The organism is Streptacidiphilus sp. PAMC 29251, from assembly GCF_054208735.2.
In genome coordinates this window covers 5927009-5951484 of sequence record NZ_CM135725.2, presented here as the reverse complement: position 1 = coordinate 5951484, position 24476 = coordinate 5927009, and the positions used below count along the sequence as shown (strand labels likewise).

Below are 24476 nucleotides of genomic sequence, written 5' to 3'. Positions count from 1 at the left end.
CCGTGAGCGACCGGTCAGCCGGCAGGCCGCAGTGGTGTTCAACTCCCGCTCCAGCGACTGGAAGAGCTCGTCGGCGACCTGCTCGGCCTCGGCTTTCAGCCCGCACTCTTGGAGAGCAGTTCCAAGAGTGCGGAAGCTTTTCCCAGCAGCTCCAGGGCGGCGTCCTTCTGCGCCAGCTCCCGTTCCACGACGGCCAGCCTCTTGCGCAGCCGCTCGGCCTCGGCTGCTTCGGCGGGCCTCTTGGGGCGTGCGGGCGAGGTCCGCCGGTCGGCGAGCGTGGCCATCGCTCCGGCGTCTCGCGCGGCCCGCCACTCGATGATGTGCGAGTGGTACAACCGCTCGCGGCGCAGGACCGCGCCCTTCTCCCCGCTGGGGGCGGCATCGTACTCAGCGACGATCCGCAGCTTGTATTCCGCCGTGAACGTGCGCCGCTTCGGCCGCGGGGCCGGGTCGGGCTCGGGGGCTGTGCGTGAGGTGGTGGTATTGGAAGCCATGCCGGGAATCTCCTGTCTCGCCCATCCAGACTAACCCGGACGAACCGGACGTCTCAGTCGAGACTGTCAGAGAGGGCCCCGCCTGTCCGGTCGGAACCGAGCACAACTCCACAACGTTGCGCTTCACCTTGTCGCGGGCCATTGCCCGTTTCACCGACCGGTTGAGGCAGGAGTGGATCGCCTCCAGGGTGCGTGTGCTGAGCGTCCGCGCCTTCACAGCGAGCCACCGGTCCACCTCCTCTGCCGAGAGGTCACGGAGCTTGCGGGCGCCGAGGGACGGGATCACGTGGGTACGGCTGAGACCGGTGCAGGTATCCAGGGTTGCCTTGTCGCGGCCAGCCAACCCGTACAGCAACCAGTCGTTGACGGCGTTCGCCACGGTGTAGCCGGTAGGCGCGATCGCCAACCCGTCTTCGTAGTCGCGCAGTACTTCCTTGAGCTTCGTCTTCGCCTCGGTCTTGGTACGGCCACTACCCCGCTTGATGACGCGTCTTCCGCTGGGGTCATAGCCGAGGCTGGCCGTAGCGATCCAGCGTTGCCGCTTCTCATCCCAATGAAGGCCACCGTCTCCCCTGCTACGCCGCTTGGTCATGGCCGCCCTTGGCCTCGCTCTCCAGCAACGCGACGTACTCGGCAATCGCGGAAGCCGGGATGAGCCGCGCACGGCCCTCCTTGACCGTGCGGAGACGACCCACACGGATTAGGTCATAGACCACGGTCCGGCTGAGCCTCAGAACGCGCACAGCGTCAGGCACACGGTAGAGAACGGGGGCAGCGGTAGTCACGAGGAGCCTTCCCTGTCTGTGATCAGTAGTTCTCGCTTCATGTCGTGCTGAAAGGTGAGCTGTCCGGCGATGCCGGCGGCGAGCAGGGATTCGCCAGGGGTGAGGCCGGAACCGGCGTAGGCCCAGTGCGCCAGGACGAGGGTTTCCGCTTCGGGCAGGTCGTCCAGGTCCGGGAGCCCGTCCGCGAGCAGGCGTTCGCGTAGGTCGGCGCGGGATTTTTCGGCGCGGAAGTCGGCGCGGATCTTGCGCAGTGCCCCGAGCGTGGTGGAGTAGGACGGTGACTTGGAGGAGAAGTGCCCGCGGAAGCCGAGCATGTGTGACCAGTGCGCGAGCAGCCGATCCGGGTACAGGTCGTCCAGGTCCCAGCAGGCTTCGATGAGCCGGCGGGTGTGGTCGGGCAGGCCGAGGCGGGATAGGTCGTGGCGTTCGGTGATCCGGCGATCAACGCTCTCGGTTGCCTCAGCGGACTTGGTGGCGTACTTGGCCACATAGGAGGCGACCGCCTGTTCGGTGATCGCGGAGCCGTCGCCGAATGCCTTGATCGGGCGGACGTCGACCTGTGTGCCCCAGCGCAGGATCAGGGCGGGCATGTCGGCAACCGCGTCCAGGGGCACGAAGGTGCGGCGGGCAGCGGAGCGGATCGCCCGGTCCAGCAGTGCGACAGTGGCCCAGGCCGGCGGAGCGGCGGCCGCACCGTCGGGTCCGTCGATGCGGATCACGGCGTGGAAGTGGACGGCCCCGCGGCGTTGGTACTCAGCGACTTTCCCGAAGGAGATTTTGGCGTGGTTGCCGAACTCTTTGCGGGTCAGGCCGGCGGCGTGGGCCAGGTCGCGGCGCAGGTAGATCGTGAAGCGGCGCCACAGTTCGGGCGCGTGGTTGTTCCACAGCACTGCTTGCCGGTAGTCGTAGCGCTCGACGTGCAGCGGGGTGCCGACCAGCGGATCGGTCACCGGGTGCTGCCGGCCGCAGCGGCACGCGGCGTGGTCGGGGCGGTTGTGGACCGGGCCGAACGAGGGTGCGGTCAAGGTGGCGAACACGCGGGGGTGGTCCCGGACCGTGGCAGGGACGCCCTTCGAGGCATCGCCGACCAGGCCGGCGCGGATCAGGTGAAAGGTGTCCGCGGCGTAGGTGCGAGCGCAGGAGGGGCAGCGCGAGGCGCGCCGGTTGCCGCAGGCCACCCGCAGCCGGTCACCAGGTTCCCCATCAGTCGCGTAGCGGTGCAGGATCTGCCTCGTCGGGGTATGCAGCAGGGTCCGGAAGCCCTGGAGGTGAACAGGGTTCGCGCAGCCGGAGGTGCGGCGGAGCTGGTCCACGAGCTGAGGGAGGTCCCCGCGGGCGGAGAGCCGGGCGAGGTCGAGTGCCGCGGCGTACTCCCGCTCAGCGGCCGGCGCGAGGAGGGTCGCCGTCATCGGTCGGTCCGGGAGTCCGCGGGGGCGGAGTGCCCCTCGATCCAGTCTTCTGCGCATACCTTGTGGACCGGCTTGTCGCGGTCCGAGCGCAGGTTGGTGGGCTTGTCGCACAACACGCACGGGGCCGGGGTGTTGTCCCAGTGCTTGGAGTCGCGCCAGTCCAAGAGCGCCATCAGGCTCACCGCCTCACGAGGACGAGGGTGGGCAGGGCGGTGGTGCAGGTACCGGTGCCCTGGCAGGTCGGGCAGGTCATCGGGAGCGTGGGCAGGATGCCGTCTGGACGGCGGGTGCCGGTGGTCACGGCGACGATGGGGAAGCCGTCGCAGGTCGGGCACAGGCGGGGTGCGGGCATGGCGGGGCTGTTTGCGTGCATGATGGTGTCTCCTGTCAGCTCTGTTGGGCGGGCGGGTGCTCGGGACGGCCGGTGTCCTTGGCCGGTAGTCGGCCGTCCCGAGGTCGATCTAGAAGCGGCGCGAACGACCCTGCTGCGAAGGAGAGTTGAGCAGACCGCGGAGCACGGAGATCACGACGGCGATGGACAGGGCGCTGACCGCAAAGGCGACGAGCAGACCCACGAGGACCACGCCGACCACGACCACGGCGCCCACTGCCCCGATGCCGGCGGCGACGTAGGGAGCGATCGAGGGCCGCGGTGCAGCGACCGGAGCCGGGGCGTAGTACGTCGGGGCCGGGGCGTGCTGCTGGCAGCCACAGGCCGGAGCCGGCACCGCGGCGGGCGGGTAGGTCGCGGGCAGGTGCGCGGTGGACTGGTAGACGTCGTTGGAGGTGGGGGCGTAGGTCGGGTGCAGGAACATGGCGGGGCTTCCCTTCGGACCAGTGGTTGTTGACGATCTGGACACCGGTGCGGGTGCTGGAGTCGATGGCGGGGGCGAGGAAGGTGTGGGCGAGGAAGAACCCGAACAGGACCAGGGCGAGCACGGCCCAGAGCTTGAGCCGGAAGGACTTGACGATCAGCCAGGCCGCGAAACCGAGGATCACGACCAGGGGCAGGTTCACGTTCACAGCGGATTTCTCCTTCTCAGAGCTGTGCGGCGATAGCAACAGCGAGGGGCTCGGGCACCCCGAGCAGGGACCGCAGGGCATCCAGGTCCAAAGGGGCACCCGTGCGGACGGTATGGGCAGCGGCCACGATGCGGGCATGTGCGAGCAGTGCGGCCGGAACCTCCATCACCGCAGCGACCGGGGAGACCGGGGCCGGCGGGAGCGCCGGGGCAAGGTCCGGTTCGACCAGAGCCGGGACCGGAGCCGGCGACGCCGAGGGCGAGGGCGAGGGGGGTTCGAGGTAGACCGAGTCCGCCGGATGCTCGGCAGCGGGGGCGGTCGTGGGGCTGTGGGCCAGCAGGGTTCCGCCAAGGAACGCCGCGGCGGGCCAGCCAGCGACCAGGATCCGCAGCCACGCCGGGACGGCGTGCAGGTCCAGGAGTCCGGCGGTGGCGACGTTGGCCCCGAGTGAGGCGAACAGGGCAACGGTGAACCAGACCCAGGCCAGACGAACCGGGGTGCCGGCAGCGCGTCCCTGCCGCAAGCGACGCCAGGAGGCGACGAGCAGCAGGTCGACGGAGATCGGGTAGGCCCAGGCTTTCCAACCGGACTGTCCAGCAGCACCAGCGATGTCGTGCAGGTGAGCGAAGGACAAAGCAGCGGCGATCACAGCTTGCACCAGGACCGGATCAATACGGGCGAGCAGGCGACGCACAGCAATTCACCTCCAGAGAGGGGCAGTTGGGGCCGGTGTCGGGCGGGGCACGCGGCCAGCCGCCCGGCACCAGCGGTCAGGGGCATTCAGGTGGGGTCGGGTGCGGGGGCTTCGCCGGTGCCCCAGCACGCCAGGCAGGCACCCTGCTGCGAGCCGACGTTGCGGTGCCGGCGGCCGACCCGGACAACCTTGGCGACCAGACCCGTCCCCTCGCAGGGCTCACAAGGGACCATCGGGGCAGGTGCGGGCGCGGTCTTCACGGTGGACTTGCGGGAGGTCGCCATGTCGTCAACTCTCGTCTTCGTCAACGGTGTTGGCGGAAGTTAAGATCTCCAAGGCGGTGACGTAGCGGGCGGTGGCGTCCGCCAGGGAACGGGCGAAGGCCAGGTGGTCAGCGAGGGGAACGCGGTCGTGCGCGCCGATCGACAGGTGAGTCCGGTCTTCGACCAAGGTCAGGATCGGGGTGCGCTCGGTGCCGTAGGTGTTCAGGTCAACCAGGGTGTTCGCGTCGGCGTACAGCGACATGAAGGCGGACACGGCTTTCCCCTTTCGGGACGGTTTCGGGCATGGGCGGGGTAGGGACGTGGCGCGAGAGGGTCACGCCGACCAGGAAGACCAGGGGTGCTATGGGGGGACGGGGCCGGCGACGTAGACCGAGGCGTCCTCGGGGGCCACCGGGCGCACGGCCGGGACCGGTCGGAAGGCGTCCAGGGCGGGCAGGTCCGGGACCAGGTAGGCCGTTGCGGCGCAGCGTGCGGCGGTCTCGGACAGTGAGCGGTAGGGGGTGCGGATGCGCTGCCAGTGGCCGGAGGTGTCGCCGATGATGGCCATGCCGGGCAGGTCAGGGCTTATCCGGGTGGCAGCCTTCGCGCCCTCTTCGGACACATCACCCAAGCCCATCTTGGCGGTTTCGATGTCGTTGACGCGGTGCACGACCCGGTTGGTGAGCTGCGAGCGCAGGAGCGTGGCGCCCTTGCCCAGCTCGGCACCGAAGCGCTGGCCCATGATCTCCAGGTAGATGCCGGCCGACCGGGCCAACTGCGCGAGACGGATCAGGAGCGTGACGGTCTCCGCGCTACGGGCCTTTTGGGCGGTGCTGGTGCCGAGGAACAGTTCCGCGATCTCATCCACGATCACCACGATCGGCACCGGTCGGATCTTGGCGGGCAGGCCCCAGATATCGGCCGTGATGTCCGAGCCGGGCACGCTGCTCGGGATCCCCATGTAGGAGCGGATCAGGTCGAAGCGTGCTTCCATCTCGGTGACCAGCACCCGCAGCAGCTCCAGCGCCACATCCGGATCCATGGCCAGAGCCGACAGCCGCGGAGCGAATGGAGCCTGCTCGGTGCCCTTGCAGTCGATACCCGCCAGGGCCACCGGCTGACCGGCCAAGCCATGGAACAGGTTGCGGGCGTACATGCTCTTGCCCGAGTCGGTCGCACCCAGCGCCAGCGCATGCGGGGCACGGCGGTAGTCACGCACCACCACCCGCCCGTCATCACCCAGCGCCACCGGTACCCGAACCGGACTGGTGGACTTGGCGACCACCCGAGCCGGCAACACCACCCGCCGCAGCACATCAAAGCCAGTGATCCGCAGATCGATGATCCCCGGACGCACCTCGGACACGTGCACCGAATGCACCTGCCAGGCGTGCCGCAAGTTCTCCGCGGCATTGGTCATGTCCTCGGTCGCCAGGCCGCGCGGCAGCCGAAGCCGCAGCCGCAGGCCCATGGTCGAAGCGGTCAGACCCCGGAGCTTAGGCGCCGTGGGCTTGATCTCGGCCTCACCACGGCGAGCGGCGATGACCCGCCACATCGGAGGCTCAGCCGACAACCCGCACGCCTCCATCGTCTCCGCCCAGTCGTGGCGAATGCGGGCCACCGTCAGCGGCAGGCCGACCGTGGACCAGTACACGCGCGGGTGACGCTCACGGGCATACACCGCGCCACCACCAGCAGCCGCCAACGGGCCGGCCGTCTCCATCAGGGCCACGACCTGATTCATGATCCTCAGCCCCTCGCCGCAGCCGGAACCAGCGAGGTGACCGCCAGAGCGCGGAACGAGATCCCGTGCCGCTTCTGACCGTTGAACTCGTTCTCCCAGTCACGCGCCCGCAGCCCCGTCACCGCCACCGGCATCCCCAGGGCCAGGTTCGCCGGAATCCCCGATTCCGGCACGCTCACCGTCAGCAGCTCAGCCGAACCGTCATCGGCGACGGTCAGGCCGACCGTCATCATGTGCTCCCGAGTCTCACGGTCCAGCGCGATCTCACCGGTCTCCCGGTTGATCACCTTCGGTGCAGCCGGGACCGCCACGAAGACGACGGCGGTGGAGAGGTCAATCTTGAAGGACGGCATCTGTCCAACTCCCTTGATGGAGTGTGTTGATGACTACGCCAGGTTTTCCTGACACCCTTAGGAAACAGCGCAGAGTGCTGGACCTATCACGGCGGGCATGGACGTTTGGGGACGTCTGATGTATCGTCAAAACGTCCCTAGGTCCCAGGAAGGCACCCAATGCCGAACGAGCGACTGCGCGCGACAATTGCCGCAAAGGACCACAGCATCCAGTCCGTTGCAGACCACGTGAGCGTCGATCCGAAGACCGTCGAGCGATGGATTACCAAGGACCGCGTACCCCACCGGGGACACCGCTGGAAGACCGCTCAGCTACTCGCAACCGATGAGCTGTACCTGTGGCCATCGGTCGAGCCAGAGGCCAAGTCAGCCAGCACCGCCGAGTTGGCGACGTTCTACCCCAACAGGGGTGCTGTGCCTGGATCACTGTGGTCTTCGCTGATCGACAATGCCGTCAGCCAGATCGACATCCTCGTTTTCGCGGGTCTGTTCCTGCTCGACAGTCATCCGGACTTCGCTGAAGACCTCGCCGACAAAGCCGCCGCCGGGGCGCAAGTCCGGATACTGCTGGGCGATCCGGCCTCCGATGCGGTTCGCCAACGGGGCCAGGAAGAAGGGATCGGGGACGACCTCGCAGCGCGAGCGCGGCTGAGCATGAAGTACCTGCTGCCGGCCGCCCGAACTCCAGGCGTCGAGATTCGCCAGCACAGCACGATGCTGTACAACTCGATCTACCGCTTCGATGACGACGTGCTGGTCAATCCCCACGTCTTCGGTGCACCCGCGGGTCAGAATCCCATGCTGCACTTCCGCTACGTCCCCGGCGGACGGACGTTCCGCCACTACCTCCGCAGCTTCGATCGAGTCTGGGAGCTGGCCAGCCCCGCACCGTCCGCCGGCTGATCGTGGCAGTCTTGTGCCCATGACCCGAGTCGACTACTTCAATGATCCCCAGGCGCCTAAGGCGAACAGCATCGTCCCCTCGGTGACAGTCGTGGCAGTCAACGAAGCAGGCGACGTCCTTCTCGTCCACAAGACGGACAACGATCTTTGGGCGCTACCAGGCGGAGGTGTCGATGTCGGCGAGTCCGCGCCGCAGGCTGCCGTTCGTGAGACCAAGGAAGAGACCGGCATCGACGTCGAGATCAACGAAATCGTCGGCACCTACACCAATCCGCATCATGTGATCGCATACGACGACGGAGAGGTCCGACAGCAGTTCTCGATCTGCTTCACGGCCACCATCATCGGCGGTGCATTGAGCACGAGCAGCGAGACCAAGGAAGTCGCTTTCGTCCAGCCCAGCCAGTTGGACGCACTCAACATCCACCCATCCATGCGACTGCGAATCGACCACGGATTGGGTCATCGCGCGCACCCCCACGTCGGCTAGAACACCCCGACGCCCACCAGACGCTCACGCACACGTGCCACGGCTGCGCCTAGGTACGGGCGAGCGTTGGTGATCGAGGTATGCACCTCACTGCCCAGCGCGTACCGATCGAGAATCTCATCCATCCGCTGATCAAAGTCGAAGGACTGTCCGGCCGGCCCCGTGGTCATGTCAGCGCAGATAAGCGCATCAAGGACCGGGCCGTCCTCCCGCTCGTACAACTCCAACTCAGCCGCAAGATTACGTTGTTCAGCCTCGAAGACGGCCCCGGAGTGGTGAGCCACCAGGCAGACCAACCGACGCGGCGCCCCCAGCGACTCCAGATGCCGCGCCCCATCGAGGGGATGGAAGCCGGTCTCCTGCAACTCTGACGCATAGCCCAGGTCATGCAGCCAGGCGGCAGCGACCAACAGCTCTCGATCTTCTACCGACACAGCAGCAGAGATCTGCTGTGCGCGAGCAGCCACTGCCTGTGTGTGAAGCCAACGGTTACCCAACGGCGGCAGCAGTGACTTAGCAAGCTGCGCCGCACCCTGCGAAGTGTCCAAACGGGAGCCCATGCGACTCACCGTAGCGGAGGAGCGCCAGGCCTAGTGAGAGGCCGGCAAGCCAAGAAGTCTGCTGCAGCGACAGCCGACTCCGAGCGTGGTGATGGATTTCTCTACTTCATCAAGACACCCGGCGGTCGCTGACGCTCCGCCGGGCGCACCGCTCGCCCCGCTCGCGCCCACGCCCCTGTCTTCGCCGGGCGCGGGCGCGGCGTGGCGGCAGCGCGCCCGCAAGAGATGGGCCTAAAGGCATGATGAGAGGGACCCCGAACGCCGGGCCAGTGGCACCAGCAGTCACGCCCAGAACGATGCCTCCGGCGGGGGCGCTTCGGCTCCGGGATGACCGCGGTCTGCCGGCGCAGCATCGGTCATTGATGGCTGATCTGGGGAACTGCCATCCCGCCTGCCGACATCCCAGGCAGAGCCGAGCAGCCTTGCCCCCTGGTGTCCAGGTCGTACGTCCAGTGGGGCGCTCCACCTGGACACCAGGGGGCAAGCCCGCTCCACCGAGGTGTGGGACGACGGCAGACGGGATGGCAGCAGGGGGAAGGCTGTGGTTCCTGTGGAGTCATTGGCCCAGGGGCCTCTCGAATGGTGGACGTCGCCGATGCAAGATCAACCAGCAGGAGCCGTGAACGATTGGACAACGCCAGCCGGAGACCCACTACGGTGCTACATTAATATTATGTCGCAGCGGAGCGCCGAAAATGCTTCGAGCATTGAAGAAACCATGCTCAAGCTACATAAGTCATGCCGGGATCACATCCAGCAAGCGGCGAAGTCAAATGAATCTGGAATAAATCAGGTTCTCCACCTTGAAGCCGACCTTGCCGTATGGCTCGAAGCCCTGGAATTGCAACCAGAGGTTCAACAGCTCCAGTCGGCACATCGCGACTTCGGACTTGCATTCTATGCCGCCATGACGGGGCTTTACCGCCAGGCATTCTCCAGCCTCAGATCCTTTCTCGAAGTCACAACCGGAGCAACTTACCTAAGCGCCCTCGAATTTAAACGACGCCAATGGGTAAGCGGAAAAATTGATATAAGCTGGTCGGCAATTACTTCCATTGACGATGGATTGTACTCGTCACCCTTCCTCAGGGAATTCTGCCCAGAAGCGATCGACGAACGAGAAGAGATGCTTACGAGCCTTAAGCAGGCCTATAGAAGATGTTCCGAGTATATACATGGGAACATTCCAACTTCTCGACTATTGCCCACTGATATATCATTTCAAGACGATATCATCAAAGAATGGCTGTCTGTCGCAAGCTCCACCCTAATAGCTACAATTCATTTCCTGATGGTTCGATACTATAAGGATCTTCCGCAGAGCCAAAAGGCATCAGTCGAAGGCTCTCTTGAAGACCACTTTTCTCATCTAATATCCGTACGAAAGCTACTTGATCTTCCATTGGAGGAAAAAGATCGTGAGCGCGAATGAGCTGCACTTCCGAACGGAAGATCTCACGCTGGAAGATGTGGGCAAGTATTTCGTCGAGACTGAATTCGATCGCTCGACGATTAATGATCTAAAAAGCAAGAAGACCGTCGTTCTGCAAGGTGCACGTGGCGTCGGAAAGTCTTTCCTTTTGAAGGTCGCCCAGAAGGAGATGGACGAGGAATTCTCCGATGCAAATACCCTAGCAGTATATGTGACATTCAATAAGGCTGGACTCCTCCAGACCTCCGATGCAGACCGATTCAAGCATTGGATGCTAGCTAAAATCTGCAATAGGATTATCCGCGAGGCGCGGAAGAAGGGAGTTCTCCAAAGTCAGAGTAGCATCTTCGCAACGCTCTCCAGCAGCCAAAGCGACGAGGCTGTTGCCTCCCGACTTGAGACGCTCTGGAAAGGCCTAGAGGATGCCTGGAAGAACGACGGCGAGGTTATCGAAGCCGACTCCGGGATTGACCCAGAGATGATTAAAGATGCAGTCGAGGACCTCTGCGATCAGACAGGGGTGAGCAGAATTGTACTGCTCATCGATGAGGCAGCACATGTCTTCATACCCGACCAACAGCGTCAGTTCTTCACCGTGATGCGCGACCTCCGGAGCCCATATATTTCGATCAAGGCTGCGGTTTATCCGGGCGTAACGTACTTTGGCGACTCATTCCAACTAAGTCACGACGCAGAATTGATCAACGCTAATCGCAACATCCTGGATCCGGGTTACATAACCTCCATGCGGGAAATTGTAATCCGCCAAGACCCTTCACTTGAAGCCTCAATAAATCGAAATGGGGCAACTTTTGACGCCCTTGCATTTGCCTCAAGTGGAAATCCGAGAACTCTGCTCAAGACAGTTTCGGCCACAACATCGCTGAACACGAGCAATGCTCAGCGTGTCATGCGAGAGTACTATCGCGATACCATATGGAGTGAGCACTCCTCTCTGGGTGATCGGTATATTGGACATCGCGCAGTGATCGATTGGGGGCGTGAATTCCTCCAGCAGCATGTGATACCGGGTCTTCAAACTTGATGGGCCGTCAGCGGCTTGAGCCAATTGACTGTCACGTTGGGTGACGATGCCGGGTGTGGTGTGCCCCGGATGCAAGGAGCCCGCAGGGATTGGTGATCATGGTTCTTGTCTAGAGAAACCGATCACGAACACCTGCGGGCTCGAACATCAACGATACCTGTGCCGATACGGACGCGACACTGCTGCTGGGCCTGGAGGGGCTGGGGGTGATCAAGGTGGAGGAGGTCGGGCCGGCTCTCGTCGTGCACGTGGCGACGGTGGACGAGGGTGCGCGGGCATGCCCGGAGTGCGGAGTGCTCTCCACGACGAGGAAGGGCCCACGTCTCACCCGCCCCCGCCAACTTCCTTACGGTGGACGACGTGTGGATCTGCACTGGCACAAGTCCCGTTGGTTCTGCGCGGAACCGCTGTGCCCGCGCGGCTCGTTCACCGAGCAGGTCCGCGAGGTGCCAGCGGGGGCCCGGCTGACCCGCGCGCTGCGGCGCGAGGCCGGACGCGTGGTGGCCGACGACGGCCGCACGGTCGTACAGGCCGGCCGTGACCTGGGCATCTCCTGGCCCACTGCCCAAGCTGCCTTCGAACAGTACGCCGAGCTCGTCCTGCCTGATCAGCCGCCCGTGACCGAGGCCGTCGGCATCGACGAGACCCGCAGGGGCAAGCCGGTCTGGCGGGAGAACCCCGAAACGGGCACATGGGAACTGGTCGCCGACGCCTGGCATATCGGCTTCGTCGACGCGGTCGGCGGCCAGGGCCTGCTCGGGCAGGTCGAGGGCCGCAACGCCGCCTCCGTCGCCGCCTGGCTCACCCTCCAGCCCGAGACCTGGAAACAGCGGGTCAGGTACGTGGCCATCGACCTGTGCGCCACCTTCCGCGCCGCCGTGCGCACCGCCCTGCCCCACGCCCGAATCGTCGTGGACTGCTTCCACGTCGTCCAGCTCGCCCAGCGCCACCTGGCCGACCTGCGCCGCCGCCTCACCTGGAGGCACCACGGCCGCCGCGCCCGCAAGGGCGACCCCGTCTGGAGCGTCCGCAAGCTCCTGCGCCGCAACAAGGAAGACCTCACCACCACAGAACTGGCCACGCTTGCCGACGAGTTGACCGATATGGGTACCTACGGCAAGCAGATCCTCGACGGCTGGCGTGCCAAGGAGCTCCTGCGCGACCTGCTGCGGCTCACCGCCAAGCACGCCCACGTCCTTCCCGACCGCTCCGCGGTCTCCGCCGCCCGCTACCGCTTCCAGGCCTTCTGTGCCGACCGCCCCTACCTGGTCGAACTGGTCACCCTCGCCGAAACCGTCGACCAGTGGTGGCACGGCATCGAGAACTACATCAAAACCGGCATAACGAACGCCGCATCCGAAGGCAACAACCGCGTGATCAAGCTCGAAGCCCGCAAGGCCTACGGCTTCCGAAACCGCCGGAGCCAACGCCTGCGATCACACTGCGCAACCACCCGAAGGGCACGCGGAAAGCTGACGACCCATCAACTTTGATGACCCGTGATACCTATGCTGCGAAAGAAGCAGCGCCAAACAGGAGATTCTGACAAAAGAATATTTCTATGGATTCATCATGATGCTCCCGCCGCCGTAAAGGAAGCCCTTCGCCTCCTCTGTTACAGTGGAATTCTCCACGAGGCTGGAAGCGGCCTAGTGGCGACTCGCGGCCTCACTGGGACCCGTTACATGTTGAATATCGGAACGCGAACTGGCCCCGAAGCCGATCCGGTTGCCGTGACAAACTGGTTGCGGGGATCCATATCGATCAAGCGGACGATCGAATTTGGGGCGAACCATGAAGCCTACGAGAGCATTGCTCGCCTCGATGTCGAAAAAATGGACGAGGAGCGACAGGAGTTCATTAAATCGCAGCTTGGTCGAACCGTTGACGAGTTGGACATGACTGCTTTTGCCCGTGGACGGCTTAAGGAACTTGGCTTCGATACGGTGGGAAAGATTCTCGCAGCCTCCGAGAAGGACTTTCAGCAGGCGAAGGGGGTCGGCCCAGTACGGTCGCGCCAGATGATGAACATCGCAACGGCGGCCGTGATGGAGTACCTGTCCGGCTGACGCGTGCGCTCGATGCTCGCGACCACGATGTGCCGACTGCGTGTCTAACTGCGCTACAACCGCCCCGCACTCAGCCGTACATTTACGGATGGCTGGACACCGATCCAGCAGGTCAAGGGGACAGTAGGTGCATGTCGAACACTTCACCGAATTGCTTCGGGACGAAGAGGCCGTGGGTTCAAATCCCGCCACCCCGACGGTATAGCAGCAGGTCAGGGCCGGTACTCCTTCGGGAGTACCGGCCCTGATGCTTTGCCCGGGGGGCTCTGTGGAGAATCTCTGGAGCAAACCGGCAGGGTTTTCCCTGGCACGTCAGTGCTGACGAGACGTCAGCAAAGGGTCTGGGGTCGCCGTGGGCGAATGCGGGCTCAGGGCCGGTTGCCCGGTCGGGGAGGGGTGGCTGTCGGGGAACATCGCCCGGCAGCCACCCTCGCTTCTTGCTACGTCGGGCTCAGGAGTGAGCGGATGCGCTCTGTGCCGAGGGCCAGAAGCAGTGTGGGCAGCCGTGGACCTGTGTCCTTGCCCACCAGCAGTGTGTACAGCAGGGAGAACCAGGCACGCTGGGCCGACTTGAGTTCGGGCGTCGGCACGGCATCCAACGTCAGCCCGGCCTGCAGCTTCGGCACTCCGTAGACGAGGGTGGTGAGCCCCGTGAGCGACCAGTGCTGCTCCAGGCCGTCCAGGAGCAGCTTGATCAACTCGCGTTCGGCTGCGGTGAGCCGCTCCAGGCCAGCCAGGTCTGGCTCGCTGCGAACCTGCGTCCGTTCCTCTGCGGGCACATAGCTGGTGATCCACTCCTGCGCGCGGTCGAGCCGCGGACGGGCCTGCGCCAGGCTCTCCAGCGGGTCGTCCTGCGTGAGGTCCCGGAGGATCCGCAGCGTCTGGTCCTCATCCCCGGTGGTGATGTCGGCGACCGACGCGAGGGTACGGAAGGGCAGCACCCGCTCCGTCGCGGGCAGCAGTCGCGACGCCGTGCCGACCGCGCGGGCGCGTACCGCCGACTCCCCCGGCTCGGCCTGGCCGGCCTCGATCTTCCAGCCCAGGGCGTCCCATTCGTCGTACAGGCGGTTGACCTCCTGGTCGAAGGCGACCGTGATGGCCTGGTTCGGCTTGCGCCGCGCGTACAGCCAGCGCAGCAGGGGAGCCTCGAGGATCTGCAGCGCGTTGGTCGGGGTCGGCGCCCCGCCCGCGGAGCCGCTCATCTTGGCGGAGCCGCTGCTGCCGACGAAGGAGTAGCCCAGGTAGGAGGGCGGATGCCCGCCGAAGATCTCCCGGACCAGTTGTGATCCAACGGTGAAACTGGAACCCGGGGAGGAGTGGTCGACCCCGCCGGCCTCGAAGGTGACGCCTTCGAAGGCCCAGCGCATCGGCCAGTCCACCTTCCATACCAGCTTGCCGCCGTCCGTCCGGTCCAGGTCGAACCCGTCGGCGTGACCGCACTGGCAGGTGTAATCGATCCTGGTCGTGCCCTCGTCGTAGGAGGTGACGGTCGTCGTGTCCCGGCCGCACAGCGAGCAGTACGGCCTGTACGGGTAGTACTCGGGGCCCGGCAGCGGGTCGTCGTCGGCCTGGCCGTCGTCCGCCGCCTCGGGCGGCTCGGCCTTCTTCGCGGTGCGGTAGCGGCCGAGCACGGCGTCGATCCGGGCCCGGTTCCGCATCGCGTGCAGGATCTGCTCGCGGTACGCGCCGGAGGTGTACCTCTGCGTCTGGCTGATCTCGGTGACCTCCACCCCGAGCTGCGCGAGCGCGGCGCGGAACGGGACCTTGAAGTGCTCGGCCCAGTTCGCGTGCTCTCCGCACGGGTCCGGCACCGAGGTCAGCGGCCGTCCGATGTACTCAGCGAAGGACGTCGGCGCACCGGCCGGAACCTTGCGCAGCCGGTCGTAGTCGTCCCAGGACAGGATGTGCCTGCACGCCAGCCCCCGACGCCGGATCTCGTCGGCGACGAAGTGCGGAACCATGATCTCCCGCAGGTTGCCCAGGTGAATCGGCCCAGAAGGACTGATCCCGGAAGCGCAGACCGGAGACGCGTCGGGCCCGCGGCGTTTGCCCTCGGCGATGACCTGGTCCGCTGCTGCGACCACCCAATCGCCTTGCTTCACGCCAGCCACGTCGTGCCTCCTGGGGGAATTCGGTCACTCGATTACAAGGAGGGTAGGGGTTCCGCAGCCACATCGTCGGCCATAAAACCGTCGGCAGGGAGGGGACGTCCGCTGCTGGCGAGGCCTCCGCGCGCTGATCGACACCGGTGGCCCCTCTCGTTCGCCTGGTCCGCGCCGGTGTCGTATGCGCAGGTGGGAGACTTGTCGAACGACCCGGGGACCGGGACCGGGGCCAGAGCCGACCCCGTTGCGGTCCTGGGAATCCGACCGGGTGCGTGCTGCACCGAGGGCCCGCAGACAGGGAGAGCACAGTGAAGATCGTGGCAGATGACCTCTCCGGACCGGAGATCGCCCGCTTCCTCGATGAGCATGTCCAACAAATGCGGTCCATCACGCCTTTGGAGAGCAAGCACGCTCTCGATCTCGACGGGCTGCGCCAGCCCGGGATCACCTTCTGGTCGGTGCTGGACGATGGCTTTCTGGTGGGCTGCGGCGCGATCAAGAGGTTGGACGCGGGTCACGCGGAGCTCAAGGCGATGCGTACCCGGCCGGTACGCAAGCGGAGCGGGATCGCATCCCTGTTGTTGGCACACATCATCACCGAGGCTCAGCGTGCGGGGTTCACCCGGTTGAGCCTGGAGACCGGATCGGCTGAATTCTTCCTCCCCGCAAGGAAGTTGTACGAGAAGTTCGGGTTCCACTCCTGCGAGCCGTTCGCGGACTACACAACCGACCCGAGCAGTGCGTTCATGACGAGGACGCTCTGAGAGCGATCCCCGGAGGCCGCCGATAATCCCGGTCCCGGGACCTGCCCGACCCCTACCGTGGAGTGATGACCACCTCCCTGCTGCTGTGCAACGATCCGCTTCGGCCGACGCGCTGCGACCCGTACTTCGCCCCGCAGGCGGCGGCCGCCCGCGGGGCCGGTGCGGAGGTGGCGCTGCTGGACCATGACGCGCTGCTCCTCGGCCGCACGGACGAGGCAGTGCGGCGCATACCGCGCGGCCTCGGAGCGGTCTGGTACCGCGGCTGGATGGTCCCCGTCGCCGCCTACGCGCAGCTGGACGCTGCCCTGGCCGAACGTGGTGTGCAGTTGCTGACGACACCGGCGATGTACCGAGCAGCCCATGAACTCCCCGGCTGGTACGCCGCTTTCGCCGAGGCCACACCAGCCAGCACCTGGATCGCCTGCGCGCCCAACCAGGCACCGGAGCGGCAGGCGCTCGCCCGGGCCGCCGCAGAACTCCCGGCGGGTCCGGGAATCGTGAAGGACTTCGTCAAATCCCGCAAGCACGACTGGGAACAGGCCTGCTACCTGCCCGACCTCGCCGACACTGCGGCGGTCCACGGGGTGGTGTCCCGCCTGGTCGAACTCCAGGACGACTCCCTGGCCGGCGGTATCGTCCTGCGTGCCTTCGAGGACCTCCATCGGGTAGTTGGAGAGGCCAGAGTGTGGTGGCTCGACGGTGAAGCGGTACTGACGACCGCCCACCCCGACACACCCGACGTGCGGCCCACACCTGCTCTCGACCACATCCGCCCGTTGGTGCGGAAGTTGGGCTGCCGGTTCATCACCACTGACCTCGCGCAGCGCACCGACGGCGCCTGGCGCGTCATCGAAGTCGGCGACGGGCAGGTCAGCGACCTCCCCAGCAGCACCGACCCGGTCACTTTGCTCGGACCGCTGCTCGCCCTTGACCCCGACCCAGAGGCGTAGGAACCCAGCGAACCGGCCGCCGCAGGCCCACACTCACGTGGGGCAGTCCCGGCATGATCGACCCTGAGTGTCAGTGCGGCCGGATACCTTGGCGAATATGGGGACGGGGATCGAATACGTACGCGGCGATGCGACATTGCCGTTGGGCAAGGGCCCGAAGGTGATTGCTCACGTCTGCAATGACCTGGGCGGTTGGGGGAAGGGCTTCGTGCTTGCGGTCTCGAAGCGCTGGCCCGAGCCGGAGGCCGCGTACCGGCGCTGGCACCGTGAACGGGCGGGTAACGACTTCGGCCTGGGGGCCGCGCAGGTGGTCCAGGTCGGGCGACTGCTGTGGGTGGCGAACATGATCGGCCAGCACGGGATGCGCACCGGCAGCAAGGGCGTACCTGTGCGCTACGAGGCCGTCGATGCCGCGCTCAGCATTGTCGCCGGCCGTGCCACCGAGTTGAACGCATCGGTGCACATGCCACGCATCGGCTGCGGCCTGGCAGGGGCAAGTGGGAGCGAATCGAGCCGTTGATCATCGGGCGCCTGGTCACGGCCGGCGTACCGGTCACGGTCTACGAGCATGCTGGACGGTAGGCCCAAGGGGAGACGGCCGGGGAAGCCGCGGCAGCAGTAACGGTGGCCACGGGGCTACAGGGCTACAGCAACGCCTGCAGGGCGGAGTTGAAGGCGGTGGTGTTGTACATCGCGCCCTCGGGGGCCACGTCCTTGCCGTTCACCTGGATGGTGGGGGTGCCTTTCAGGCCTGCCCCGGTGTAACTGTCCTGGCTGTCCTTGACCCACTGCTGGTAGGTCCGGTTCTTGACCGCCTGGCGGAAGGCGGCGGTGTCCAGGCCAGGAACCGTTTCGGCGATCTTCAGCAGGTTGGCGGAGGTGAAGAGGTCGACGGACTCGTTCGTCGGCTGGTTGGCGTAGAGCGCGGCGTGGAACGCGGGGAACTGTCCCGCCTCGACGGAGGCGCGAAGGGCGTTCGCCGCGGCGGCGGATCCCGTGCCGCCCAGTCGCTGGTCGAGGAAGGAGGCGATCGTGTACTCGATCTTGATCTTGCCCTGGGCGGCCAGGTCCGCGAGCACGGGGCCGGCCGCCTGTTCGGCCTTCTTGCAGTAGGGGCAGCGCGGGTCCTCGTAGACCTTGACCGTGGTGGGCGCCTTGGCGTCGCCCACCACTATGGACGTGCCGTCGGCAGCGAGGGTGGAGCGGAGGCTGCCCAGCGCGGATGAGCCCGCATGGCTCTGGACCGAGAACGCCGCGGCCGCCGGCCCGCTGCTGGTGGACCCGCAACTCGCCACCGTCGCCACCAGCATGCCGCAGGCGGCCACTGCCGCCGCGACCGCAATCCTCGTCGATCCTCGCCCGGACATGGCACAACCCTTCCCTGGAGTACACGCACCGGCGCGTCCTCGCACGCCCCCCACCACGCTAGGCAGCCGCGGGCACCTGCGGAGCCCTCCACACGTCCCCAGAGAGCAGGTCGAAGGTCACTGAAACGTCCGGCGCGCGACAAAAAGGGGGCGGGATTGCTAGGCCACCAGCAGTGCGGCCGCCGCCAGCATCCGTACCCCTACGCCGATGGCGCTCTCGTCGACGTCGAAACTTCCCTGGTGCAGGTCGAGCGGAGTGGTTGCGTTGACCTGGCGCACGCCCAGGCGGGCCATCGCACCGGGCACCTGGCGCAGGTACCAGGAGAAGTCTTCGCCGCCGAGGCTCTGCTCGGTCTCGGTGATCGCCTTCGCCCCGAGGGCCGTCTCGGCCGCCCTGGTGAACAGCTCGATGCTCTTTGCCTCGTTGACCACCGGGGGAACCCCGCGGGTGTACTCGAGCTCGGCGGTCACTCCGTAGGACGCCGCCATGCCGACGATCGCTTCCCTGACGAGTTCGGGGACCAGCACCCAGGATTTCTCGTCCATGCAACGGATCGTTCCTTCAGCGATTCCGCTCACCGGAATGGCGTTGTGCGTGTGGCCGGCATCGATGTGCCCCCAGACGATCGACACCGGGGACCTGGGGTCCAGCTTTCGCGTAATCGCCCCCGGCAGCGCGGTCACCATCGAGGCGAGGGCGAAGACCACATCGGTGGTCAGGTGCGGACGCGAGGTGTGCCCGCCGGGGCCGGTCACCGTCAGCTTCACCAGATCGCAGGCCGAGGTCAGCGGTCCGGTCCTGAGTCCGATCCGGCCGGCATCGATCTTGGGGTCGCAGTGCAGGGACATGATCTGGCCGACCCCGTCGAGCGCCCCGGCCTCGATCATCGACGTGGCGCCGCGGAGCACCTCCTCGGCCGGCTGGAAGATCAGGCGGACCGGGACCGGAAGTTCATGGTGCTTCGACATCTCCGCCAGGACCAGGCCCGCGCCCAGGACGGTCGCGGTGTGGACGTCATGGCCGCAGGCATGGCTGACGCCGGAATTGATCGAGCGGTATTCGACGTCCTTTTCGTCCAGCACGGGCAATGCGTCAAGGTCGGCGCGCAGGGCGAGGGCCGGCCTGTCGCCATTCCTGGACGGCAGGTCGCAGACCAATCCGGTGCCCGGCGTGAGGCGGGGCTTGAGACCGGCGGCGGCAAGGCGATCGGCGACCTGCTGGGTCGTACGAATTTCGGCGAGCGAGAGTTCCGGGTGGCGGTGCAGGTCCCTGCGAAACCTGATCAACTCAGGCTCGAACTCAAGTGCGTATCGTTCGAGGTCGGCGAGCACTTTGTCGGACAGTCCGGCTGACACATGTTCGAAACCGTGGGGCTGTACGAGTTGGGCGTTGGTATTCATCGCAGGGTCGTCCATTACTTCAGGGTAGAGCAACGCCGCTGGATTCCGGAGCCGACGAAACCGAACTCGTAGCGGCTGAATATGGCCTGACCTGCTGCCCGACCTCAATTTCCGGTGGAGGATCCGGGAAATACCAGGCATCCGAACGGGGGATCCGGGACGGAAGGCGCATCGGCGGCGGGCCGCAGGCGGCGGGGGCCGCCTCGAAGGCATCCCGGTCCATACCGTCGACGGCCACGCCCCCATTATCTGACTTATGGTCAGATTTCTTATCCGATGGGCACGCAGGTCAGGTGTTGACGTGGTGCCGGCCGCGAAGTACGGCCGGCTGCCGGAGCCGCGCACGCCGAACAGCAGCAGCGCGCCGACGAAGGGGCGAGCGCCCCGGGCACGTCGCGGGACGGTCGAGCGTTGTCGCGGCAGCAGCAGTATCCGTGACAGAGGAGAAGTCAGATGGCCCTGTGGGACCGCATCAAAGACTCGGCCAACACCATGCAGACGCAGCTCAACGCCAAGAAGAACGACCTCAAGAGCGGCGCGTTCCGTGACGCCAGCATGGCGATGTGCGCGCTGGTCGCCGCGGCCGACGGCTCCATCGACCCATCGGAGCGGCAGCGCGTCGCCTCACTGATCGCGACGAACGAGGTGCTGCAGAACTTCTCCGCCGACGATCTGCAGACCCGGTTCAACGACTACTGCGGCAAGCTGACCGCCGACTTCGACTTCGGCAAGGTCAGCGTGCTGCAGACGATCGGCAAGACCAGCAAGAAGCCGGTCGAGGCCCGTGCCGTGATCCAGATCGGCATCGTCATCGGCGGCGCCGACGGCAACTTCGACAAGACCGAGCAGGCGATCGTCCGCGAGGCCTGCTACGCGGTGGGGATCGCCCCCTCGGAGTTCGATCTCTGAGTTCGATCTCTGAGTTCGGCCTCTGGCTGGAGGGCAGCACGGACAGAGGGCAGCACGGGCGAAGGGCGGTCCCGGGAGGGGCCGCCCTTTCTTCGGTGTCAGATTATGTCTGTCACCGATATAAACTGGTCCCATGCTGCCCCTCGACCCGCCGCGCTCCGCCTTCCCTCCGGGGACGGCACCCCGCGGCTGGGCCGTGCTCACCAGGGAGCGCCCCCGTCCGGACAGGATCAGGACCCGCCCCTGGGCCTGGCGGCTGGCCGTCGCCACCGTCTGCTTCGGGGCGTTCATGGGGCAGCTGGACGCCAGCATCGTCACCCTGACCTACCGGCCCCTGGGCAGCGCGTTCCACGCCGGACCGGCCGCCGTCGAGTGGGTGTCGCTGTCCTACCTGCTGGCGCTGGTCGCCCTGCTGGTCCCGGCCGGGCGCTTCTCCGACGCCCGCGGCCGCAAGCTGATGTACCTGTACGGCTTCGCCGTGTTCACCGCCGCCTCCGCCGCTTGCGGGCTCGCGCCCGGCCTGCTGGCGCTGGTCGCGTTCCGGGCGGTGCAGGCGCTGGGCGCGGCGCTGATGCAGGCCAACAGTGTGGCGCTGGTCACCACCAGCGCCCCGCCCGGCCGGATGCGCAGCGCGCTGGGGATGCAGGCCGCCGGACAGGCGGTGGGCCTGGCCCTCGGCCCCACCGTCGGCGGCACGCTGGTGGCGACCGTGGGCTGGCGCTGGGTCTTCCTGGTCAACGTCCCGATCGGGATCATCGCCCTGGTCGCGGGACACTTCCTGCTGCCCCGCACCCGGCAGCGCGACGGGGGCGCGAAGGTGGACGGCTACGGCGTGCTGCTGCTGGCGGGCGCCAGTACCGCCGGGATGCTGGGACTGTCCGTCAGCTCGGGACTGGGGCCGCCGCTCTGGACCGCCGCCGTGCTGTTCGCCGCCGCCGTCGGCATCGGCCGCTGCTTCGTCCGGCGGCAGTCGGCCTGCGCCAACCCGCTGGTGGACCTGGACCTGCTGCGGTCGGGGCGGCCGGGACGGGCGGGGCGGGCAGGGCGGGCGGGGCGGGCAGGGCGGGCGGGGCGGTCCGAACGGGCCGGGAAGGCAGGGAAGGCGGGGCAGGTGGGCGGGATAGCTCCGGCCTGGCCGGCGGCCTCTGCGGCTATCTGATCCTGTTCGGCCCGCTGGTGCTGGTCCCGGTCGTGCTGGCCCGGAACGGCGATTCGGTGCTGCTGGCCGGCCTGGTGCTGACCGCGCTGCCGCTCGGTTTCGCCCTGGCCGCGACCCTGGCCGACCACCTGCTGCCGACGCGCTGGGACGACCGCACCCGGGCCCGGGCCGGGGCGGCCGGGTCCGTACTGGCGCTGGCGCTGATGGCCCTGCTGCCGTTCACCTCCTCCGTACTGCCGCTGCCGCTGGCCCTGCTGGGGCTGGCCCTCGGGGTGTTCACCCCCGCCAACAACACCCTGGTGATGCGGGCCATCCCGCAGTCCTCGGCGGGCACTGGGGGCGGCATGGTCAACATGGGGCGGGGCATGGGCACCGCCCTGGGCGTGGCCGCGGTGACGCTCACCTGCACCTGGTTCCCGGCGCGGCCGGTGCCCGTACCGCGGTCGTCGTCCTGGCGGGCTTCGCGGTGGTCGCGCTGGTGACGGCGGGTAGTGGGGCGTCCCGACAACGCTGACCACCCCGGTCGGCGGGGCGCCGGCCTGTGCTGCTTCCTGGTCTCCGGATAGATGGTGGCCGGTGGTTGGTGCACGGTGCAGGATGGGGGCATGAGTCCCGAGTCGCCGCAGCAGGCCCCATCGTCAGAGACCGCACCAGGCAGCCCGGCCGCCGACGCGGCGGACGCCGCAGCCGCTTTCAGCCGCCTCCCGGCCTGGGAGCAGCGCTTCCACGCCGCCCAGGTCAGCCTGCCCGAGTGGGCCGAGGACGCCCCTGAGCGCTGCTTCTTCGTCTCCAACGCCACCGGCACCTACGAGGTGTACGTGTGGGACCGCGCCACCGGCGCGAGCCGCCAGGCCACCGACCGCGCCCACGGCACCACCGACGCCGCCCTCAGCCCGGACGGCGAGTGGCTCTGGTGGTTCGACGACACCGACGGCGACGAGTTCGGCATCTGGCGTCGGCAGCCCTTCACCAGCAAGGGAAATGACGGACCGTCAACTGATCTGGCGTCAGTTGGCGTCCCGGATGAAGAGGCAGTCCCCGGGTTGCCGGCCTCGTACCCGGCCGGGCTCGCGCTGGGGCGGGACGGCCTGGCCGTCGTCGGCCGCTGCACCGACGAGGACGGCACCACACTGCACCTGTCGCGCCCCGGCGCGGAGCCGGTCGAGGTGTACCGGCACCGCGAGTCGGCCGGCGTCGCCGACCTCTCCCACGACGGGACGCTGCTCGCGATCGACCACACCGAGCACGGCGACGCCATGCACTCCGCGCTGCGGGTGCTTCGCATCGCCGACGGCAGCACCGTGGGCGAGTTGGACGACGTGACCGGACGCGACCAGCCGCTCGACCTCTCCTGCCAGGGCTTCGCCCCGCTGCCCGGCGACACCCGGATGCTGGTGGCCCATCAGCGCCACGGCCGCTGGGAACCGCTGATCTGGGACGTTGCCGACGGCACCGTCCAGGAGCTGACGATCGAACTGCCGTACCAGGAACCCGGCGACCTCTCCGCCGCGTGGTACCCGGACGCCTCGGCGCTGCTGGTCGAGCACACCCGGCACGGCCGCAGCGAGCTCTACCGCTACGTACTGGCCACCGGTGCGCTGCGGCGCCTCGACACCCCGCCCGGCACGGTCTCCGGCGCAAGCCCCCGTCCGGACGGCAGCGTGGAGTTCCTCTGGTCCTCGGCCGCCGAGCCGCCGGTGATCCGCTCCACCAGCGGGGCGGTGGTGCTGGCCGCGCCCGGGCCGCAGGCCCCGCCGTCCGTACCGGTCGAGGACGTCTGGGTGGACGGGCCCGGCGGGCCGATCCACGCGCTGGTCCAGCGTCCGCCGGGTGAGGGGCCCTTCCCGGTGGTGTTCGACATCCACGGCGGGCCCACCTGGCACGACAGCGACGCCTTCGCCGCCCGGCCGGCCGCCTGGATCGACCACGGTTTCGCCGTGGTCCGGGTCAACTACCGCGGCTCCACCGGCTACGGCCAGGCCTGGACGGACGCGCTGCGGGTCCGGGTCGGGTTGATCGAGCTGGAGGACATCGCGGCGGTACGGGCCTGGGCGGTCGACTCCGGGCTGGCCGACCCGGCCCGACTGGTGCTGCGGGGCGCGTCCTGGGGCGGCTATCTGACCCTGCTCGGCCTCGGCACCCAGCCCGACGACTGGGCGGTCGGCGTGGCCGGCGTCCCGGTCGCGGACTACGTGACGGCGTACCACGACGAGATGGAGGAGCTGAAGGCGATGGACCGCACCGTCCTCGGCGGCACCCCCGAGCAGGTCCCCGAACGCTACGCGGCCTCGTCGCCGCTGACGTATGTGGACCAGGTGCGGGTGCCGGTCCACATCAGCGCCGGGCTGAACGACCCGCGCTGCCCGATCGCCCAGATCGAGAACTACGTGGGGCAGCTGGAGAAGCTCGGCAAGGTGCACGAGGTGTACCGCTACGAGGCCGGGCACGGCTCGCTGGTGGTGACGGAGCGGGTCAAGCAGCTGCGGCTGGAGCTGGACTTCGTGGCCCGCCACCTGGGCTGAGCCCGGGGGCCGGGCGGTCGGCGCTAAGCGGTCGA

The 24476-nt window shown here is 67.2% G+C and carries 27 protein-coding genes and 2 pseudogenes; 13 read left to right on the top strand and 16 right to left on the bottom strand.

What is annotated here, in order from left to right; all coding sequences use genetic code 11:
* Positions 1-95: 95 nt before the first annotated feature.
* The 12 genes and pseudogenes from ACXKR8_RS28410 to ACXKR8_RS28355 form a co-directional block, all read right to left on the bottom strand.
* Positions 96-494, bottom strand: coding sequence for a transposase (locus ACXKR8_RS28410; RefSeq protein ID WP_458266979.1), 399 nt, complete (start codon positions 492-494; stop codon positions 96-98).
* 69 nt (positions 495-563) lie between these two features.
* A pseudogene (locus ACXKR8_RS28405) lies at positions 564-1086 on the bottom strand (site-specific integrase); the annotation flags it as partial.
* Positions 1070-1249: a helix-turn-helix domain-containing protein gene (locus ACXKR8_RS28400; RefSeq protein ID WP_458275096.1), complete on the bottom strand. Its 180-nt coding sequence runs from the start codon at positions 1247-1249 to the stop codon at positions 1070-1072. The gene ACXKR8_RS28400 and the pseudogene ACXKR8_RS28405, both read right to left, overlap by 17 nt.
* Positions 1250-1275: 26 nt before the next feature.
* Positions 1276-2688 carry a replication initiator gene (locus ACXKR8_RS28395; protein WP_458267422.1) on the bottom strand — a complete coding sequence of 471 codons (1413 nt, stop codon included), beginning with the start codon at positions 2686-2688 and terminating at the stop codon, positions 1276-1278.
* Positions 2685-2861, bottom strand: a complete 177-nt coding sequence (locus ACXKR8_RS28390) for a hypothetical protein (protein WP_458267421.1) — start codon at positions 2859-2861, stop codon at positions 2685-2687. Before ACXKR8_RS28390 ends, ACXKR8_RS28395 begins: the two co-directional genes overlap by 4 nt.
* 5 nt (positions 2862-2866) lie before the next feature.
* The gene (locus ACXKR8_RS28385; protein ID WP_458267420.1) at positions 2867-3061 is read right to left on the bottom strand and encodes a hypothetical protein; all 195 of its coding nucleotides are present in this window, start codon (positions 3059-3061) and stop codon (positions 2867-2869) included.
* An 88-nt stretch (positions 3062-3149) separates the two neighbouring features.
* Positions 3150-3503 (bottom strand): SpdD protein, encoded by a 354-nt coding sequence (locus ACXKR8_RS28380; RefSeq protein WP_458267419.1) that lies wholly within the window; start codon positions 3501-3503, stop codon positions 3150-3152.
* Positions 3504-3727: 224 nt separating this feature from the next.
* On the bottom strand, positions 3728-4405 hold the full coding sequence (locus tag ACXKR8_RS28375; protein ID WP_458267418.1) for a DUF2637 domain-containing protein: 678 nt from the start codon (positions 4403-4405) through the stop codon (positions 3728-3730).
* Between the two features lie 86 nt (positions 4406-4491).
* Entirely contained in the window at positions 4492-4689 is a 198-nt protein-coding gene (locus tag ACXKR8_RS28370; RefSeq protein ID WP_458267417.1) for a hypothetical protein, read from the bottom strand.
* A gap of 4 nt (positions 4690-4693) precedes the next feature.
* Positions 4694-4942: a hypothetical protein gene (locus ACXKR8_RS28365; RefSeq protein WP_458267416.1), complete on the bottom strand. Its 249-nt coding sequence runs from the start codon at positions 4940-4942 to the stop codon at positions 4694-4696.
* A gap of 87 nt (positions 4943-5029) precedes the next feature.
* Positions 5030-6412 carry an FtsK/SpoIIIE domain-containing protein gene (locus ACXKR8_RS28360; RefSeq protein ID WP_458267415.1) on the bottom strand — a complete coding sequence of 461 codons (1383 nt, stop codon included), beginning with the start codon at positions 6410-6412 and terminating at the stop codon, positions 5030-5032.
* A 5-nt stretch (positions 6413-6417) separates the two neighbouring features.
* The gene (locus ACXKR8_RS28355; RefSeq protein WP_458267414.1) at positions 6418-6765 is read right to left on the bottom strand and encodes an SCO3933 family regulatory protein; all 348 of its coding nucleotides are present in this window, start codon (positions 6763-6765) and stop codon (positions 6418-6420) included.
* Positions 6766-6924: 159 nt separating this feature from the next.
* Between ACXKR8_RS28355 and ACXKR8_RS28350 the strand changes: the two genes are divergently transcribed.
* Both ACXKR8_RS28350 and ACXKR8_RS28345 read left to right on the top strand, forming a co-directional pair.
* Positions 6925-7668 carry an XRE family transcriptional regulator gene (locus tag ACXKR8_RS28350; protein WP_458267413.1) on the top strand — a complete coding sequence of 248 codons (744 nt, stop codon included), beginning with the start codon at positions 6925-6927 and terminating at the stop codon, positions 7666-7668.
* Between the two features lie 19 nt (positions 7669-7687).
* Positions 7688-8158, top strand: a complete 471-nt coding sequence (locus ACXKR8_RS28345) for an NUDIX hydrolase (protein WP_458267412.1) — start codon at positions 7688-7690, stop codon at positions 8156-8158.
* Here ACXKR8_RS28345 and ACXKR8_RS28340 read toward each other — a convergent pair.
* Entirely contained in the window at positions 8155-8718 is a 564-nt protein-coding gene (locus tag ACXKR8_RS28340; RefSeq protein WP_458267411.1) for an HDIG domain-containing metalloprotein, read from the bottom strand. The genes ACXKR8_RS28345 and ACXKR8_RS28340 overlap by 4 nt on opposite strands.
* 673 nt (positions 8719-9391) lie before the next feature.
* Between ACXKR8_RS28340 and ACXKR8_RS28335 the strand changes: the two genes are divergently transcribed.
* The 4 genes from ACXKR8_RS28335 (at position 9392) to ACXKR8_RS28320 (ending at position 13264) form a co-directional block, all read left to right on the top strand.
* A complete protein-coding gene (locus ACXKR8_RS28335) occupies positions 9392-10150 on the top strand; it encodes a hypothetical protein (RefSeq protein WP_458267410.1) in 759 nt (252 codons plus the stop codon).
* Positions 10137-11195, top strand: a complete 1059-nt coding sequence (locus ACXKR8_RS28330) for an ORC-CDC6 family AAA ATPase (RefSeq protein ID WP_458267409.1) — start codon at positions 10137-10139, stop codon at positions 11193-11195. The genes ACXKR8_RS28335 and ACXKR8_RS28330 overlap by 14 nt, the downstream gene beginning before the upstream one ends.
* 206 nt (positions 11196-11401) lie before the next feature.
* Positions 11402-12688 carry an ISL3 family transposase gene (locus tag ACXKR8_RS28325; RefSeq protein ID WP_458267408.1) on the top strand — a complete coding sequence of 429 codons (1287 nt, stop codon included), beginning with the start codon at positions 11402-11404 and terminating at the stop codon, positions 12686-12688.
* A 192-nt stretch (positions 12689-12880) separates the two neighbouring features.
* Positions 12881-13264, top strand: a complete 384-nt coding sequence (locus ACXKR8_RS28320) for a DNA-directed RNA polymerase subunit alpha C-terminal domain-containing protein (RefSeq protein ID WP_458267407.1) — start codon at positions 12881-12883, stop codon at positions 13262-13264.
* Between the two features lie 440 nt (positions 13265-13704).
* On the opposite strand, the gene lysS is transcribed toward ACXKR8_RS28320, so the two are convergent.
* Entirely contained in the window at positions 13705-15348 is a 1644-nt protein-coding gene (lysS, locus tag ACXKR8_RS28315) for a lysine--tRNA ligase (RefSeq protein WP_458267406.1), read from the bottom strand.
* A gap of 329 nt (positions 15349-15677) precedes the next feature.
* Between lysS and ACXKR8_RS28310 the strand changes: the two genes are divergently transcribed.
* From ACXKR8_RS28310 to ACXKR8_RS28300, 3 genes and pseudogenes are all read left to right on the top strand, one after another.
* Entirely contained in the window at positions 15678-16133 is a 456-nt protein-coding gene (locus ACXKR8_RS28310; protein ID WP_458267405.1) for a GNAT family N-acetyltransferase, read from the top strand.
* Positions 16134-16198: 65 nt separating this feature from the next.
* Positions 16199-17083 (top strand): ATP-grasp domain-containing protein, encoded by an 885-nt coding sequence (locus ACXKR8_RS28305; RefSeq protein ID WP_458267404.1) that lies wholly within the window; start codon positions 16199-16201, stop codon positions 17081-17083.
* Between the two features lie 97 nt (positions 17084-17180).
* A pseudogene (locus ACXKR8_RS28300) lies at positions 17181-17665 on the top strand (macro domain-containing protein).
* A gap of 62 nt (positions 17666-17727) precedes the next feature.
* Here the strand turns inward: ACXKR8_RS28300 and ACXKR8_RS28295 are convergent.
* Both ACXKR8_RS28295 and ACXKR8_RS28290 read right to left on the bottom strand, forming a co-directional pair.
* Complete coding sequence (locus ACXKR8_RS28295; protein WP_458267402.1) at positions 17728-18450, bottom strand: DsbA family protein; 723 nt, start codon at positions 18448-18450, stop codon at positions 17728-17730.
* 159 nt (positions 18451-18609) lie between these two features.
* Positions 18610-19851, bottom strand: a complete 1242-nt coding sequence (locus ACXKR8_RS28290; RefSeq protein ID WP_462100704.1) for an amidohydrolase — start codon at positions 19849-19851, stop codon at positions 18610-18612.
* A gap of 453 nt (positions 19852-20304) precedes the next feature.
* On the opposite strand from ACXKR8_RS28290, the gene ACXKR8_RS28285 reads away from it, so the two are divergent.
* The 4 genes from ACXKR8_RS28285 to ACXKR8_RS28270 all read left to right on the top strand — a co-directional run bounded on the left by ACXKR8_RS28285 (position 20305) and on the right by ACXKR8_RS28270 (position 24441).
* Positions 20305-20760 carry a tellurite resistance TerB family protein gene (locus ACXKR8_RS28285; RefSeq protein ID WP_458267400.1) on the top strand — a complete coding sequence of 152 codons (456 nt, stop codon included), beginning with the start codon at positions 20305-20307 and terminating at the stop codon, positions 20758-20760.
* A gap of 133 nt (positions 20761-20893) precedes the next feature.
* A complete protein-coding gene (locus ACXKR8_RS28280) occupies positions 20894-21919 on the top strand; it encodes an MFS transporter (protein WP_462099891.1) in 1026 nt (341 codons plus the stop codon).
* A 17-nt stretch (positions 21920-21936) separates the two neighbouring features.
* Complete coding sequence (locus ACXKR8_RS28275; protein WP_462099890.1) at positions 21937-22401, top strand: MFS transporter; 465 nt, start codon at positions 21937-21939, stop codon at positions 22399-22401.
* Positions 22402-22524: 123 nt separating this feature from the next.
* Positions 22525-24441, top strand: coding sequence for a S9 family peptidase (locus ACXKR8_RS28270; protein ID WP_458267398.1), 1917 nt, complete (start codon positions 22525-22527; stop codon positions 24439-24441).
* Positions 24442-24476 lie beyond the last annotated feature (35 nt).